General features: G+C 69.5%; 14 protein-coding genes. 9 read left to right on the top strand and 5 right to left on the bottom strand.

The window, feature by feature from the left end; all coding sequences use genetic code 11:
• Nucleotides 1–6 precede the first annotated feature (6 nt).
• Genes MXD64_RS01060 through MXD64_RS01045 form a run of 4 tightly spaced genes read left to right on the top strand, consistent with a single transcriptional unit; the run spans nucleotide 7 to nucleotide 1,809 of the window.
• A complete protein-coding gene (locus tag MXD64_RS01060; protein WP_156463869.1) occupies nucleotides 7–588 on the top strand; it encodes a hypothetical protein in 582 nt (193 codons plus the stop codon).
• Entirely contained in the window at nucleotides 585–1,115 is a 531-nt protein-coding gene (locus MXD64_RS01055) for a DUF6611 family protein (RefSeq protein ID WP_071249819.1), read from the top strand. The genes MXD64_RS01060 and MXD64_RS01055 overlap by 4 nt, the downstream gene beginning before the upstream one ends.
• 49 nt (nucleotides 1,116–1,164) lie before the next feature.
• Nucleotides 1,165–1,506, top strand: coding sequence for a hypothetical protein (locus tag MXD64_RS01050; protein WP_071249821.1), 342 nt, complete (start codon nucleotides 1,165–1,167; stop codon nucleotides 1,504–1,506).
• Nucleotides 1,507–1,539: 33 nt separating this feature from the next.
• Complete coding sequence (locus MXD64_RS01045) at nucleotides 1,540–1,809, top strand: hypothetical protein (protein WP_263136986.1); 270 nt, start codon at nucleotides 1,540–1,542, stop codon at nucleotides 1,807–1,809.
• 55 nt (nucleotides 1,810–1,864) lie between these two features.
• On the opposite strand, the gene MXD64_RS01040 is transcribed toward MXD64_RS01045, so the two are convergent.
• Both MXD64_RS01040 and MXD64_RS01035 read right to left on the bottom strand, forming a co-directional pair.
• Complete coding sequence (locus MXD64_RS01040) at nucleotides 1,865–3,337, bottom strand: hypothetical protein (RefSeq protein ID WP_042536961.1); 1,473 nt, start codon at nucleotides 3,335–3,337, stop codon at nucleotides 1,865–1,867.
• Complete coding sequence (locus tag MXD64_RS01035; RefSeq protein WP_140449145.1) at nucleotides 3,334–6,426, bottom strand: ACP S-malonyltransferase; 3,093 nt, start codon at nucleotides 6,424–6,426, stop codon at nucleotides 3,334–3,336. Before MXD64_RS01035 ends, MXD64_RS01040 begins: the two co-directional genes overlap by 4 nt.
• Here MXD64_RS01035 and MXD64_RS01030 point away from each other — a divergent pair.
• From MXD64_RS01030 to MXD64_RS01020, 3 genes are all read left to right on the top strand, one after another.
• Nucleotides 6,400–7,044 carry a hypothetical protein gene (locus tag MXD64_RS01030; RefSeq protein ID WP_140449144.1) on the top strand — a complete coding sequence of 215 codons (645 nt, stop codon included), beginning with the start codon at nucleotides 6,400–6,402 and terminating at the stop codon, nucleotides 7,042–7,044. The genes MXD64_RS01035 and MXD64_RS01030 overlap by 27 nt on opposite strands.
• 268 nt (nucleotides 7,045–7,312) lie before the next feature.
• Complete coding sequence (locus MXD64_RS01025) at nucleotides 7,313–8,494, top strand: MFS transporter (RefSeq protein ID WP_056071581.1); 1,182 nt, start codon at nucleotides 7,313–7,315, stop codon at nucleotides 8,492–8,494.
• 170 nt (nucleotides 8,495–8,664) lie between these two features.
• Nucleotides 8,665–9,510 (top strand): ScbA/BarX family gamma-butyrolactone biosynthesis protein, encoded by an 846-nt coding sequence (locus MXD64_RS01020; RefSeq protein WP_263136983.1) that lies wholly within the window; start codon nucleotides 8,665–8,667, stop codon nucleotides 9,508–9,510.
• Here the strand turns inward: MXD64_RS01020 and MXD64_RS01015 are convergent.
• Nucleotides 9,497–10,144 (bottom strand): ScbR family autoregulator-binding transcription factor, encoded by a 648-nt coding sequence (locus MXD64_RS01015; RefSeq protein ID WP_042536957.1) that lies wholly within the window; start codon nucleotides 10,142–10,144, stop codon nucleotides 9,497–9,499. The genes MXD64_RS01020 and MXD64_RS01015 overlap by 14 nt on opposite strands.
• Before the next feature lie 3 nt (nucleotides 10,145–10,147).
• Between MXD64_RS01015 and MXD64_RS01010 the strand changes: the two genes are divergently transcribed.
• Nucleotides 10,148–11,047: an NAD-dependent epimerase/dehydratase family protein gene (locus MXD64_RS01010; RefSeq protein ID WP_140449142.1), complete on the top strand. Its 900-nt coding sequence runs from the start codon at nucleotides 10,148–10,150 to the stop codon at nucleotides 11,045–11,047.
• On the opposite strand, the gene MXD64_RS01005 is transcribed toward MXD64_RS01010, so the two are convergent.
• On the bottom strand, nucleotides 11,029–11,988 hold the full coding sequence (locus MXD64_RS01005) for an EamA family transporter (protein ID WP_263136979.1): 960 nt from the start codon (nucleotides 11,986–11,988) through the stop codon (nucleotides 11,029–11,031). The genes MXD64_RS01010 and MXD64_RS01005 overlap by 19 nt on opposite strands.
• Nucleotides 11,989–12,086: 98 nt before the next feature.
• On the opposite strand from MXD64_RS01005, the gene MXD64_RS01000 reads away from it, so the two are divergent.
• Entirely contained in the window at nucleotides 12,087–12,584 is a 498-nt protein-coding gene (locus MXD64_RS01000; RefSeq protein ID WP_263136978.1) for a MarR family winged helix-turn-helix transcriptional regulator, read from the top strand.
• Nucleotides 12,585–12,636: 52 nt separating this feature from the next.
• On the opposite strand, the gene MXD64_RS00995 is transcribed toward MXD64_RS01000, so the two are convergent.
• The gene (locus MXD64_RS00995) at nucleotides 12,637–14,334 is read right to left on the bottom strand and encodes an acid phosphatase (RefSeq protein WP_263136977.1); all 1,698 of its coding nucleotides are present in this window, start codon (nucleotides 14,332–14,334) and stop codon (nucleotides 12,637–12,639) included.
• Nucleotides 14,335–14,740 lie beyond the last annotated feature (406 nt).

The raw sequence follows: 14,740 nt of genomic DNA, 5'->3' as shown, positions 1-14,740 counted from the left end.
GTGGTCGTGACACTGACTGCGATCATGCCGACGCTCCGCGCGTCGCTCCCCGATCCGATGGACCCGTCCCTCTGGCCGGCCCACACCGTCGCGACCACCGACGACCTGCTCGTCTCGGCCATCTCGATGGTCCGGCTCGCCGACCTCACCGGCACCCCGACGGTGCACACCGCCGAGCAGTCCCCGCCCCGGTACCGGCCGCGCGGCTGGGTGGCCCGCGACGTGAGCGTCGCCGTCGCGTCGGTCACCCGCGTGCGGCGACCGCGCCCCGGCGTGGTGCTCCTGGAACTGGACGCGGTCCTGCCGACCTGCGCCGTGCTCGACCAGGTGCGCCTGATCGGACGCCGGAGCACCGCTCCCCTCTCCCCGATGTACGTCGTCACCCGCTGTGACGGTCAGGCCGACGGTCCGTTCCACCGCCTCCCGGCTCCGTTGCCCGCCGACGTCCGCGAAGGCGACCTGGTCTGCTTCCCGTGCCTGGCGACCGTCCGGCACCGCGACGTCGTCGAACCGGTCCGGGCGGAACTCGCGCCGGTGCGCGCGGAACTCGCGCCCGCCCGGACCGAACTCGCGCCGGTCGACCGATGACGACTGCGCTGCCGGTCCGCACCCGGCTGCTCGACGGCACCCACCTGTGGGGCCGGTACACGATCCGGCCCGTCGGCCGGACGCTGTGGAGCTCGCGGACCCTGGTCGTGTTCCCGCCCGGCACGAACACCGGCGAGCGCCTGCTGCTGCGCGCCTGGCACGTCTGGCCGGCCGTCGGGGCGCTCGTCGCCCTCGCCGCCCTGGTGCTCGCCGTCTCGGTCCCCGCCGTCGGCACGACCACCGCGCTGCTCGTCTACGGCGGTGGCTTCGCGGTCCTCGCCCGTGCCACCCGCGCGCTCCGCCCACGGGTGCGGTCCGTCACCGTGACGACGTTCCTGGGCGACGGCCGCCGCGAGGTCCACGGCGACGAACGCCTGCTCACCGGCTCCCTCGACGCCCTGTCGATCCTGGAGCAGGCGCTCCGGTCGGACCGCATCAGCGCCGTCGACTTCGAGCTCGTCTGGGCGGACGTGTGGAACGCCCTGGAGTCCCCGGACCCGGACCACCGCGCGCAGCGGTCATCCTGAAGCCGGTTCCCGCGCCCCGCGTTTGTATGGGTCCGGGAAGGAGTACGCGATGAAGCACATCCACTACGACGCCACCACGATCCTGGTCGGTGACGACGTCGCCGACGCCGTGATCGAGTACGCCGCGGCCCTCGCCGGAGGCGACCGGGCCGACACCGTCGACGTGCCGGCCGTGGCCGACGACGGCACCATGACGACCACGAAGGTCCTGATCGGGCCCGCGAGCGAGATCGTCGTCGCGGACGCGGAAGAGGACGAACTCGAGATGGACAACCGGGAGTTCGTCGGGCGACTGCGCGCCGCCGCGAAGACCTTCGGGCACAGCGAGCCGATCCACGCGAACACGCGGACGGACCTGGCGGACGCGGCGGAGGCTACTGAAGAGTCGTGACGCTTCCGCGCCGGCTCCACGCCCCGCACGGCGTTGCCGATCGCGGGCGACGACGACCAGGCCAAGGCCCTGGTCGCCGAGCTCGTGCAGCTGCTCGGGTTCGACACCGTGGACGCCGGGACCCTGGCCGAGTCGTGGCGCTTCGAGCCGGGGTCCGGGGCGTACACGGGGATCTACGCGGCGAGTTCCGAGGGGTTCGCGGCGGACTACCTGGCCGATCAGGGAGCGCCGTTGCCCGCGGAGCGGCTGCGGGACGTCCTGGCGGTGTCGCACCGGGCGGATGTGGCGAACCGGCAGTTCTGACGGGCGGTCGCGCTCGCCCCGACACCTGCTCGGGGCGGTGCTGTTCCGGTCCCGCTCAGCCGGCCCAACGCCCGCTCCCCGGGACCCGCGGCGGTCCTCCGAGTCCACGCTGGCGGAGCGCCCAGTTGATCAACGCGTGGTCCAGCATGAACAGGCGGTTGCCCTCGTCCACACCACCCTCCGAGATCCGCCCGACCACCCACTCGACCGGGCTGGAACCGTCGTAGTGCGCGTCAGGCTCGAACATCCGGTGCACCTCCCCGATCTCGGCGAGCACGTTGAGCGCGTACGAGAACGGGTAGGGCCGGTTCGCGCGGCCAGCGGCGTCGCCCTCGAGTCCGGTGAACGCCTGCACCATGCGGGTGAGCATCTCGTCCGTGACGAGGTCGCGACGACCGGTGAAGTCGGCAGTTTGCACCAGGTACGAGTACGCGATCCCGGACAGGAAGTAGTCCGCGCCGGGGTCGATCGTCTGCCAGGACCCGACGAGGTCGGTGACGAAGCCGTCGAGGTCGGGGATGACCTGGTCGAGTCGGCGAGCGCCCTGCGCCGCGAGCAGGAGGTACAACCCCATGTGCGTCCGTTCGGCGGGTTGCAGAGCGTCGAACAACGCGAGCGCCTGCTCGAAGCGGCCCGCCGCGTGCCGATCGTGTCCGGAGACGGCGACCGTGTTGAGCATCGTGAGCAGCGGGTACACCCGCGGGAACGCCGGCGACATCGGGCTGGGGAACGACGGCTCGCTGCCGATCTCGTCCGCTCGGTCGAGGTACGCGAACACCCGCTCGATGTGCGGGTCGATCCGTTCTGCGTGCCCGAGCAGGGTGACCGCGGACAGCAAGACGGAGCCGCCGCGGCCTCGGAAGAACGGCGACGGGACACCTTCGACGAGCTGCAGCGCTTCCTCGATGTGGTCCCGGCTCGGCGAGACGAGCCGTTCGCCGATGCCGAGGTGCCAGAAGGCGAGGAACACCGCGGACGAAGCGGACAGGCGCTCGTAGTCGCCGTGTCTGCCGGCGTTCTCGTCGGCGATCCCGTCGGGCTCGACGTCGTCGATCATGGCCAACACCTCGTCCGCGACGTCGTCGAACCCCGGCCTGGGCCGGACCAGTGCGCGCGGCCCGAGCACCAGACGGGCGAGGCCACACTTGGCTGCTGCCTCGATGGTGATGCACCCGGCCATCAACCGGTAGTACGGGTTGCGTTCGCTCCGACCAGCGGCGAGCGCGCGCTGGAGACCGGCAGCGAGGGTCTGGTCATCGGCTGGGTCGCCCGGATCGGACGCGCGGAGCACCGTGTCAGCGAGGTGGTGGGCGAACGCGGTGTAGCCGGTACCAGCCGGGACTCGCTCCCGGAGCAGCGCGAAGACCCGGCGGATCCTCGCGGCGTCGGCGGGGTCGTAGTGCACGGGGCGCTGGCCGAGCCCGATGCCACGCACGATCCGACTCCACGGCGTTGCGATGGTGCGGCTCTCGACCGGGAGATCGATGATCGCAGTCCGCGGCGTGGACGTCGTCGACGTTTCGGTCATCGGTTGTCTCCGTTCGGGGTCGAGTACGGCAGTGCGGGCATCGGGATGCCGAGGAACTCGGTCCTCGAACCCTCGAGCATCTCGACTGCCCAGTTGAGCCACTTGAGTCCTTCGACGTAGATGGCGATGGGTCGACGCTGACTGAGCGGTGAGTCCACGAGCGTGCCGTCGACCTCGGAAAGGAAGTGGAACGGTGGCATCGCCGTGAAGTGCGTGCCCATCGTGAAGACGAACCGCACCAGCCAGTAGGGGTCGTCCGGCACCACGGGCATGCCGTGCGCGTCCGCCCCGTACACGGCGGCCATGACCGGCGCGAAACGCTTCGCCATCCCGGCGTAGGCGACCTGGTACGGGTTGCCGTCGTGGAAGCGGACGTCCACGACCGGGCTGCCGTCGTCGGCAACGTCGACCGCGAGGTCGAACTGCTCGTAGTGCATCTCGTCGTAGTGCCCGATCGAGTTGTGCCACGGCTTGTTGTCGTACATCGGGTCGTCGCGCGTCTCACCCCCGTCGCTGCGGAAGCCGATGGCTCGCGGATCGAGGAACATCACCCCGATCGAGTCCGCGGTGATCGCGGCGAGTGCAGCATCGACCTCCGGCTGCGGAGCACCACGCTCGATGAGTTCCTGCGCGCGACGCAACGGTGTCGTGTCGGCGAGCTTGACGTTCTCCGTGTTGGTGTCGCCCATGACGAGCGCGTGCACACGCGGCTCCAGGACGTCGAGGTACTCGGGGTCGGAGCGGAGCGCGTTCAGCAGCGGGCCGATGTTCCGGAGGCGCTGCCCGTCGACGATCACGTGCTCGGTGTCCAGCAGCGCCGCACCGAACGTGTGCGGGGCCGTGCGCCGACAGAGCGCCAACCGTTCCTCGATCTTCCGGAAGTACTGCTCCTCGAGCGTCCCCCCGGGTGCCGGCGCTCGGTGAACCGAATGGACATCGCGGTGCAGAACGCCGATGACCGCCTCGTACACACGGCTGACGACTTCCACGGGAGGCTTCGTGCGCTCCACCCACCGGCTCACTTCCTCCCCCGGGACATAGGTCATCTCGTAGATCACCTCGCGGAAGGCGTCAGTGTCCGCGACCACGTGCGCGGGAACAGGGAGCTCGCGTGAGGTGATGTTGCCGACCGTCGGGAAGACCCGTCGGAGCTCCAGCGGGAGTGCCTGGAGGTACTCGGCTTGCTTGCGGGCCTTCGCGAACGGCGGGAGCATCACTCCGGTTCCCGACGGGTCCCAGCTGACCGTGCTGAGCGCATCGCTCAACACCTTCCGGACGCGACGCCCGGGGGCGCCGTCACGCTCGACGAAGACCGTCATCGATTCGCTGCCACCCGCACCGAAGCCGACGACGGTCTCACCAGGTTCGAGGTAGGCGTTCACGGTGCTGCTGAGGATCTTGCGGTGCTGCGCGTACCGGAGGACGTGTTCGTGTTCCAGGGATCGGGTCAGCGCCGAACGTTCCTCGGCCTCGTCGAGGTCGATGTTGACTCCACGGTGCCAGATCTCTCCAGGGGACCGGACGGTGATGACGTCAGCGCGGTGCGGGACCGAACGGACACGGTGGTTCGGCAGCGTCGAACCGAGGGACACGACGAGGCAGACACCGTTCAGCTGGATCCGACGCTCGGGGACGTCGAGTGCCCCTTCTACGAGCACGGCTCGGGTCGCATCGATGAGCTCCCGCCGGGTGGTGAGCGGAACGCCCTCGGGCGAGAGCACCGAGATCGATGCGTCCCCGATCTTGTCGGCGAGTTCCGCCAGGTCGTGACGAACGTCCTCACGATCCGGGTTCCGCGCACCGCGGAGGGACCGAGCGACCAACGGCACCACGTCCTCTGGGTCCACCGCACCCGAAACGGCGAGCGCGACCAACCATCCGCACCTGTCGCTGCCGGCCAGGTGGTGATCGGTCTGCGCCAGGAGCGCTGGGCGGTACGTCCGCACGAGTTCGAACAGCGACGAGCGGTGGGCGACGAGGGCCGTGGCAGCGTTGCGCCAGACAGCGCCGATCGGCTCGGGCTCCGGGCCGGATCCGTCGCCCAGCACCTTGGGTCGTGCGACGGCGCCCACGAGACGCGCGTGGATCTGTTCGGCGAGTGGGTGCGCCCGGACCAGCCGCCGCACCGTTCGGCTGAGGTCTTCCGGCCCCGTGTCGACCTGGTGCTCGAAGTGGAACACGGTCGACTCGACGTGCGACGGCGCGGCGAGGTCCCGCACGGAGACGTTCCCGTCGGCGTCGAGCACCTCGAGCTCGGTTCGAGCGTGCCCGAGCTGCTCTGGGCTTCCCGTGAGGTACTTCTTGACGCGCGCACGGATGACGATCTCGCCGGCTGCCACGTCGACGTGTTCACGGTGGGCATGGGTGGTGCCGAACACCTCGAGGAACCGACGGATGCCGATCAGGTCGTCGCGTTGGGGCCGATCAGCGAGGCTGTCCATGGCCGTTCCGATGACCCGCCGGATCCACCGTTCGTGCAGCCTCGACCCGGCCGCGGTCCGGAAGGCCGTGCGGAGGAGGTCGAACTCCACGGGTCCGGGCGTCGCCCCCGTCGTCAGGAGATCACGGAGCGTTGCGCGAAGCCGTCCGGACAGATCGATCGCGTCGAACAAGCCTGCGTCGTCCGCGGTTCCGGTCCAGGGCGCCGAAGGGGTCTCGGCACCGTTCGCGACGAGCAGTTCGAGGGATTTCCCGCCCGGCCCGAGTTCCAACACCATGTCGGCATCGATGGCGCGGATGCGCGCCACGGTCGCTTCTGAGTTCATCGGGCGATCGGTCATCGCCAGGACGGCGTCGCGCACCTCGGCAGCGGTCTGCAGCAGTGCATCACGGTGGTTGGCCACCAGTGGCACCTGCGGATCCGTGAACACGATGCCCTGCTGAGTCATCCAGCTCGCCAGCGCATCGCGGACCACGTGCATGCGCGACGCGTGTGCCAGGAAGGTCGTCGGCTCCTTGAGTTCGACCGTCTCGATGAAGGGGAATCGTTCGAACATCTGCCGGAACCGTTCCATGTACCCGGTCCGCACGTACGCGTTCATCTGCCGCCACGAGTAGCGCTTGTGGATCTCGACGTCGGTGACGGGCACCGTCGCATCCAGGTGGTCGAGCAGATCGGCCAAGTGCTCGGGTTCGCCGTGCAGGGCGATCACGTGCGCGGGCTCTCGGACCGGACGCTCCCCGGGCGCGAACCGCGGGAGATGCTGCCGAAGGCCTGCGATGAAGGCATCGTCCTGTTCGATCGGCGGTGCGTCCTGTTCCGATGCGAGCAGCATCAGCGGTGTGAAGGCCTCCGAGATGCGGATGCCGTCCCGCACGGACAGGGCACCGGCCGCCACTGCGGCAGTGAGGATGCCGAAGCTCTCACCGGTGTACGCGGTGAACTCGATCTCGACGTGCGCGGCAGCGGCCCGCTCGCGGAGGTGACGCTCGAGACCGAGGCTGTGGGCCAGGAAAGCGGCACCGATGTGGCCCTGGCGCCGCAAGCGGTCGGTCGGCATCGAAACGCCGAAGCGGATGCCGTCAGCGTCACGCGGTTCATGGAGCGCCGCAGCAGCCTCCGAGAGCAGCGCTCGGACGGGAGCGCTCGAGGCCGCGAACTGGTCGGCGCCCCGGAACGCGGATCGGCTGCCGAGCCCCGGGAAGAAGCCGACGAGCCTCGCTGGCGGCGCCGTGAGCGGGACCGGTCGAATCGTGTTGGTACCTGATGCTGGCGGCAACGTGCTCTCGATGGTCATGTGCCTTCTCCCTCTTCGGCGATACGACAGCCCCCGGCTGCCGAGATGAACAAAACCGGCCAACCGGCTTGTTTGTCAAGAAAGGTCGGGAGAGTTCATCGCCGCGTTACGCCGATGAAACAAAGCCACGGTAGATCTCTGTGAACTCGTACAGTTGAAGTAGCGATTGGTGCTCAGATTGACAAAACCGGCCAATTGGCTTGTTTAATGCTGTTGCCACCCATCGGAAGGAAGCATCATGCCCATCGGACTCATCGCACTCGCCCTCGGCGGGTTCGGGATCGGCCTCACCGAGTTCGGCATCGTCGGACTCCTGCCGGAAGTCGCAGCTGACACCGGGGTCACCGAGCCCGTCGCTGGCTACCTCGTCTCCGGCTACGCTCTCGGCGTCGCAGTCGGAGCAATCGCGCTCACGGCGCTCGTCTACCGCCTCGAGCGCCGCAAGGTCTTGATCGGACTGATGGGGCTCTTCATCATCGGGAACCTGCTGTCCGCGATCGCACCCGACTACTCCGTGCTCCTCATCGGGCGGGTCATCGCCGCGCTGTGCCACGGAGCGTTCTTCGGCATCGGCGCCGTCGTCGCCGCGGACATGGTGCCGGCGAACAAGAAGGCCGGCGCGATCTCCCTGATGTTCGCTGGCCTCACGGCAGCGAACGTGCTCGGCGTGCCACTCGGTACGTTCCTCGGGCAGCAGCTCGGATGGCGGTCGACGTTCTGGGCGATCACGATCATCGGCGTCATCGCACTCGTCGGCATCCGCGCACTCGTCCCCATCACGCCGGGTGCGACCGGCTCCAGCCTCCGGACTGAGTTCGCCGTCTACCGACGCCCGCAGGTGTGGGTGTCAGCGGCAGCGAGTGTCTTCGCGTTCGGCGCCGTCATCGGCGCGTTCACCTACATCGCGTTCACCCTGACCGAGGTCACCGGCTTCTCCCAGAGCGCCGTCCCGTGGCTCCTGGTCCTGTTCGGCGTGGGAACCTTCATCGGCAACTTCGTGGGCGGGAAGCTCGCCGACCGGGCGCTCAACCCGTCGCTCATCGCGATCCTGGCCGTACTGACCGTCGTGCTCGTCGTCTTCGCGCTCACCGCGACGAATGCCATCGCGACCGTCGTGCTGCTGCTCCTCCTCGGCACCGTCGGACTGTCCACCGCTCCGGGCCTGCAAGTCCGCATGATGACCTTCGCGGGGGACGCTCCCACGGTCGCTTCCGGGACGAACATCGCCGGGTTCAACATCGGCAACGCGATCGGCGCATGGCTGGGCGGCGCGACCATCGGCGCTGGCCTCGGGTTCACCTCGCCCCTCTGGGCGGGTGCTGGTCTCGCCGTGGTCGGCGTCGCTGTGCTCGCCGTCGGATCGATCCGACGCACCCGGAACGTCCCGACGTCGACCGCCCCGGTCGTCGTCACGCAGTGATGGACCGACTCGACTCCCCCGGCTGACCTCGGCCGGTCGACGCCCGCGCCGTGGGACCCGGCGCGGGCGTCGTGCACTCGCACCCCGCATCCCGTGTCCGGAGCGCCACAGAAGAACGGAACGCCATCATGCCTGTCGGAGAAGCACCACTCCTCACCCACGCACAGCTCGTGCCAGGGCGCCTCGTCCATCGCCGGGCGCTGTCCGACGTCCTCGTCACCGAAGCGCACGCCCTGGGCGATGACACGTTCATCGCAGGAGCCCAGTGGCCCCGCAACCACCGCCTCTTCGGGAGATCTACCGACGTCGACGTCTCCCTCGTCGCGGAGACGGTCCGACAGGTCACGATCTTCCTCGCGCACACCGAGTACGAAGTCCCTGTCGGGGACGCCTTCCTGATGGGGGCCATGCAGGTCGCCACCGTGAACCGGGTGATGAACGAGGTGGGGCCGGATCTCGCCGTCACCATCCGAGCGACGGAACTCCGTCGCTCGGCGCGCGGGCTCGCGTCGTTCGTCGTCGAGGCCGTGATTCGCGACGCCGACGGTGAGGTCGCCCGGGGGAACGCCAGCGCGCGCATCCTCGATCAGCGGACCTACGGCAGGACACGTCGGGGCCGCACCGCACCGCTGGTCGTCAACGGTTCTGGTCCGGGGCGAGACACACTCGACGTGATCGCCCCGACTCCGCGACCCGGAGTCTCGATGCTCGTCGTCAACACCGCGGAGACGGCCTTCTTCGATCATCCGCTCGATCACGTTCCAGGGATGCTCCTCATCGAAGCGGCCCGTCAAGCGATCCGAGCTGACGGGGGTCCGGCGCTGGCCGGCCTCGATGCGGTGTTCGACGCCGTCGTGGAGTTGGACGAGCCGTGCGTGATCGTCGTCGAGCGGCATCGCGATGACTGGCTCGTGCGCTTCGAGCAAGGTGGGGAGATCCGGACGTCGATCATCGGGCGCCGCGCAGCATCGAGGGCAACATCGGAGGCGGCGCTCGTCGAGGTCAGCGCCGGATGAGCGAGAGCACTGCCGAGCACGAGTCCGATCGCTCGGGCACGACGATCCCGGGCAACAGGATCTCCCACATCTCACGAACGCGCTCGAACAGGTCCTGCCGATCGTGCAGGGTGTCGGACACCAACTGCACCCCTGTGTACGCCGGAACGACGAAACGGGCAAGCCGTACGGGATCGATGTCGGGCCGCAGATCGCCCTGCTCCACGGCCAAGGCGATCAGGTTCTCGAACGTCGCCATCCAGTCACGGTACGGCGCGACGTTGGAGAGCGAGCTCGCTGAGCCGTCGGTGGTGAGGCGGATACCAGCGCTGACGACCCCGTCGCTGACCAGTTGGCGGGCAAGACCGGTGCACATGCGGATCATGGCCTCGAAGGCCGAAGACGCCTTCGCGATGGCCACCTCTGCGTCGACTCGCGCGACCCGGTGCTGCTCCACGATGACCGCGTCTGCGATCTCTTCCTTGGAGCGGAAGTGGAAGTACATGGCGCCGCGGGTCACTCCGGCTTCGTCCGCGATCTGGTCGAGCGAAGCGCCCGCGTACCCTCGGCGCTCGAACACCTTGGCTGCACCGCGGACGACAGCGGCCCGCGTCTGCAGCGCCCGCTCCTGCGTCGGCTCGGTCCTGGTGCTCATCTGATGTCGATCGTAGCCGACGGCCGTCGGGAAGCGACCAGACCGACGGGCGCGAAACGGGTTGCCGTCACCGGCAGCACGGGATTCATCGGTCGGCACGTCGTCTCGGCGCTCAGGGCGCGCGGGATCGAGTCGATGGCGTTGGATCATGCCACGTTCGATGACGAAGGTCGACGACGACGAGCGTTCGAGGGGGTCGATGCGGTCGTGCACTGCGTCTCGGCGGTTTCCGGCTCATCCGCGGCGATCCGTGCAGCGAACGTCGATGCGACCCGGGTTCTCGTACGGTCCTCACGCGCCGCCGGCGTGGACCGCGTCATCGCCGTGTCGACGGCTGCGGTCACCGGGATCGGACCGCATCGTGGAGCCTCCGGCACTGCTGCACCGCACACGTCGTCGCCGGTCAGCCGCGCTCGCGCGGAGGGCGAACAGATCCTTGCCGAGGCCGGCGCGATCATCGTCCGCCCGAACATCGTCTGGGGCGCTGGCGATCGCTGGGCGGTGCCGACGATCGCACGCATCGCCGCAGGGTCGAACGACGAGACCTCGACCTGGCAGGCAGTCGTGTCCGCGGTCGGGGTGCGTGACCTCGCAGAAGGCCTCGTCGGCATCGCGGCGAGCGCCCACGCGACGCCGATCGGGCCCCTGGTCCTGCATGCGGACGCGCCGACGCCGATCCCGGTCAGCGCCATCGTGGAGTGGGTCCGGGAACACGTCCTGACCTCCGCCGAACCGCGCGGACCGCTGCCGCGCCTGAGCGATCACCAGCGCTCGATGCTCGAAGTCGACAACTGGTTCGACGGGTCGGCGTTCTGGCGAGCAGCGGGTGTCCCCGCGCCAGAGCCGTTCCAGCCGCTGCCGACCGACGCGGAGTGGTACCGCGATCACATCCTCACGACGTAGCCGTCGAGGTCGTCTTCCCCGGTCCCGGTGCTGCGACCTCGTGGCCGCCCGCTCTGCGGGCCCCGGCTCGGAAGCCCGAGCTGCCCGCCGAGGGAGCCGAGGAGCGCGACGACGAAGCCGACGATCTGCAGCGGCGACAGCGCCTGGCCGAGGACGACCCACCCGAGCACCGCAGCGGTCAACGGGCTGAGGACGCCCAGCAACGCGATCCGGGCCGACGGCAGCGCCCGTGCGCCTCGGAACCAGACGCTGTAGCCCAGGGCCCCACCGACCAGCGTGAGCCAGGCGTACCCCACGTACCCGGCGGCGGTCGGTTCCCACGGTCCGCTGTCGACGAACGGGATGAGCGGGGCGATCACCACTCCCCCGGCGATGAGTTGCCATGCGGTCGAGGTCAGGGGGTGCGTGCCCTCCGGGGTGCCCCACCGACGAGTGAGCAGGAGCCCCAACGCCATGGACACCGTCCCGAGCGCCGCCGCCCCGAGCCCGAGCACGTCGAACACCGCATCTCCGCTGAGGGAGACGAGCGCGACGCCCACCAGGGCCACGACGCCCCACACCACGTGGGCGATCGCGGGCCGCCCCCACCGCAGCGCCACGGTCAGTGCCACGACGACGAGCGGCTGGAGCGCACCGACGATGGCCGCCAGGCCTCCCGGCAACCGGTCGGCCGCGACGAACAGCAGCGGGAAGAAGCACCCGATGTTGAGCATGCCGAGCACGAACGTCCGGAGGCGCCAGCCCCGCGGTGGGACTCCCGGCCGGAGCGCGAGCAGCAGCAGACCGGCGGGGAGTGCACGCAGGACGCTCGCCGTCATCGGGTGATCAGCGGGCAGGAGCTCCGTGGTGACCACGTAGGTGGATCCCCAGACGATCGGCGCCACGGCCGCGGTGAGCGTGATGCCGGCCGACGCGGACGTGGATCGGGAGCGGTCGGTCATCTGCACACCGTGTTTCCTTCAGGCTGAACTTCTCAACGTTGAGACATTATGGCCCCGATAGGCTCGCGTCAAACAGTTCAGCGTGAAGGAGTGCTCCGATGGAGGATGCCGTCGATCGAGTCCTGGCCCAGTGGAGCCGGGAGCGACCAGACCTCGACGTCCGCGCGATGGCCGTCATCGGGCGGATCGGGCGCGCCGAAGCGATCCTCGACCGCAGGGTCGGTGCCGTCCTCGCCGAGCACGACCTGCTGCCGGGCGAGTTCAACCTCCTCGCGACCCTCCGACGTGCGGGATTACCGCACCGACTGGCCGTCGGACAGATGCTCGCCTCGACGATGGTGACCTCCGGGGCCGTCACGAACCGCTTGAACCGGCTCGTCGCGAAGGGCTTCGTCACGCGGCAGACCGACCCCTCGAACCGACGCAGCGTGCTGGTCACGTTGACCGATCACGGGCTGACGGTGGTGGACGCAGCGTTGGCCCGGCACGTCGAGAACGAACGGGAGCTCCTCGGCACGCTGAGCAGCGACGAGGAGCAGCAGCTGGCCGGGCTCCTCCGGAAGCTGCTGCTCGGCCTCGGTGACGGGGCGGACTGAGCACAGCCCGCCGTGGCCACCGGCCCCGGAGAGTCGCCTGACGCGCTCCGTCTCAGGCGGCGCCGTGGCCCCGGCCGTGGCCGTGCTTCGTCGCGTTGGCGTTGACGAGGTGCAGTTCGTTGCCGTGGCGCTCCAACACAGGCTTGTACCCGGCGGGCAGGCCGGCGACGCGGACCCTGCTGAAGCTCGAGCCCTTCGCGATCCGGTCCGCCGTGATCAGGACCACGTCGTTCGCCACGGCCGTGCCCTTGGCGACGTGCACCCGCAGCGTCCCGCCGAACGACGCCGTGCCATCGACGCGCATGGCTGGACGGGACCCGGAGACGCTCAGCGACAGTGCAGCGTGCGAGCGCTGCGTCAGGTTGCCGCCGATTCGGATCACCCTGGTGCTGGCATCGGCGAGCGTGCCGGAGACAGTGGTCACCGAGCCCGTCCCGAACGCGGTAGCGGAGTCCGCCTTCAGCGTCCCACCGCGGACGACGGTGCCGCCGGTGTAGCGGTTCGAGCCGGCGAGGGCGAGGCTGCCGGTACCCCGCTTGGTCAGTGACCCGTTCCCGCCGATGTTGTTGCGCCAGGTGTCGGCGGCGTCCAGGCCCTTCTCGGCGGCGTTCATCGACACCGACACCGCGCTGTCGAACGCTCCGTAGCCGGACGCTGCCGAGAAGAGGTCGAGGCGCCCCCACCCTTCCGCGTCGTCCAGCAGGGGGTAGCCCGACGGCAGCGCGGTCGTCCGGAGCACCTCACGGATCTGGGCGTCGCTGAGGTACGGCAGGCGGGTCCGCAGGAGCGCTTCAGCACCCTTCGGCACCGTGGCCGGGATCGTCTTCGCGCCGGTGCGCGTGAACCCGTACGTCAGACGTTTGCGGTAGTCCTTCTTGTCCGCTGCGTAGTCCGCGTACCGATCGACCGCGCTCGGGCCGGCTGCGGCGAGGACCTTCTCCGCCTGCTGGTGCGCCTGCTGCTCGAGCTGCGTGTTGGCCGGGTCGTTCAGGACGGCCGCTGCCAGCGCAGTCGCCAGGACCCGTCCGCCCATGACGTCGAGCGGCGAGTGCATCCCCGCGACGATCCGACTGTTGCCGATCTCCGAGCCGTTGGTGAGGAGCTCGGTGTACTTCTCCGGGTACGCGTACGCGAAGGCCAGAGATGCCAGGTAGCCGGCGTTGGTGTGTCCGCTGGGGAAGCCGCCGTCCGTGGCGGGCGTCGGGGACTTCTCGGGGACGAGCTGCGGCAGCACCTTGACGTCCTGGCTCTGCCGGTACGGCCGCGGGTACTGGTAGTACTTCTTCGCGTTGCTGGCAGAGGAGTAGTCGCCCCGCAGCGTGTTCACCAGCTGGACGACGTCGCCGAGCTCCGAATCGGTGTCCGCCCACGCGCCCTTCGCGTTGCCCTGGTCGGCGTACTGCTTCGTCGTGGCGTCCGCCGGGATCTCGTCGGGGATCGTCGTGCCCGCGTTCGTCGCGGTCCGCACCGCGTCGGACAGGTCACCGAAACCCGCGATGGCCGAGTAACTCTGGTTCCGTCGGTCGATCAGGTACGCCTCGTGCCCCTGCGCATCCGTCCGGGTCTGCGTGGTCCGCGCTGCCTGCGCGATGTTCGAGTCCAGGATCCGCTGCGCTGCAGCGCTGGTGGCGACCCCGCTGTCCCAGGACGATCCCGGGCGCCACAGGGTGCCGAACTGCGACAGCACCCCGGTCGCGGCGTTCGTCTCCGGCGTCGTGGCGGCAGGGGTGTTCGTCTTGTAGGTGTCCACGAAGTACCCGTAGGCGCCTGGACGCGGCGCGGTCCGGGATGTCGCCGCAGATGCGCCCGCCGGAGCGATCAAGGACACGGCGCACGCCACCGCCAGGACCCCCATCACCGTGCGGGCCCGACGTCTCGGAACAGCGATCAGGAACCGGCGCATGGCGTTCTCTCCACTCGAAGCGTGGTCACACGATTCGGTGACACAGAGCAGAAGCGTGGCGCAGGCGCGTGAACCGGAAGTGGCACCTGCGTGAACCGCTGCCGTACTCGCTGCTGCTGGTCACAACGGAACCACGCCGGGTCCATCGCCGAACAACAGAAGAGCCTCAGCTCCCCGTCTGACCGGGGATCTGAGGCTCTTCTGGATGGCGGGTCGTTTGCAAGTCGCGCGGAGGCCGGAGTTCATGGGCATC

Source organism: Curtobacterium sp. Arg-1 (genome assembly GCF_025643395.1).
In the GTDB taxonomy this organism is placed as follows: domain Bacteria; phylum Actinomycetota; class Actinomycetes; order Actinomycetales; family Microbacteriaceae; genus Curtobacterium; species Curtobacterium poinsettiae.
The sequence above is the reverse complement of the archived record's forward strand: the minus strand, read 5'-3'. Positions and strand labels throughout refer to the sequence as shown.

What these genes read in the sequence shown, in the direction of transcription:
- MXD64_RS01040 (WP_042536961.1), bottom strand. Translation starts at nt 3,337, where the DNA reads ATGACCGAAACGTCGACGACGTCCACGCCGCGGACTGCGATCATCGAT.
- MXD64_RS01025 (WP_056071581.1), top strand. Translation starts at nt 7,313, where the DNA reads ATGCCCATCGGACTCATCGCACTCGCCCTCGGCGGGTTCGGGATCGGC.
- MXD64_RS01000 (WP_263136978.1), top strand. Translation starts at nt 12,087, where the DNA reads ATGGAGGATGCCGTCGATCGAGTCCTGGCCCAGTGGAGCCGGGAGCGA.
- MXD64_RS01005 (WP_263136979.1), bottom strand. Translation starts at nt 11,988, where the DNA reads ATGACCGACCGCTCCCGATCCACGTCCGCGTCGGCCGGCATCACGCTC.
- MXD64_RS01015 (WP_042536957.1), bottom strand. Translation starts at nt 10,144, where the DNA reads ATGAGCACCAGGACCGAGCCGACGCAGGAGCGGGCGCTGCAGACGCGG.
- MXD64_RS01010 (WP_140449142.1), top strand. Translation starts at nt 10,148, where the DNA reads ATGTCGATCGTAGCCGACGGCCGTCGGGAAGCGACCAGACCGACGGGC.
- MXD64_RS01055 (WP_071249819.1), top strand. Translation starts at nt 585, where the DNA reads ATGACGACTGCGCTGCCGGTCCGCACCCGGCTGCTCGACGGCACCCAC.
- MXD64_RS01050 (WP_071249821.1), top strand. Translation starts at nt 1,165, where the DNA reads ATGAAGCACATCCACTACGACGCCACCACGATCCTGGTCGGTGACGAC.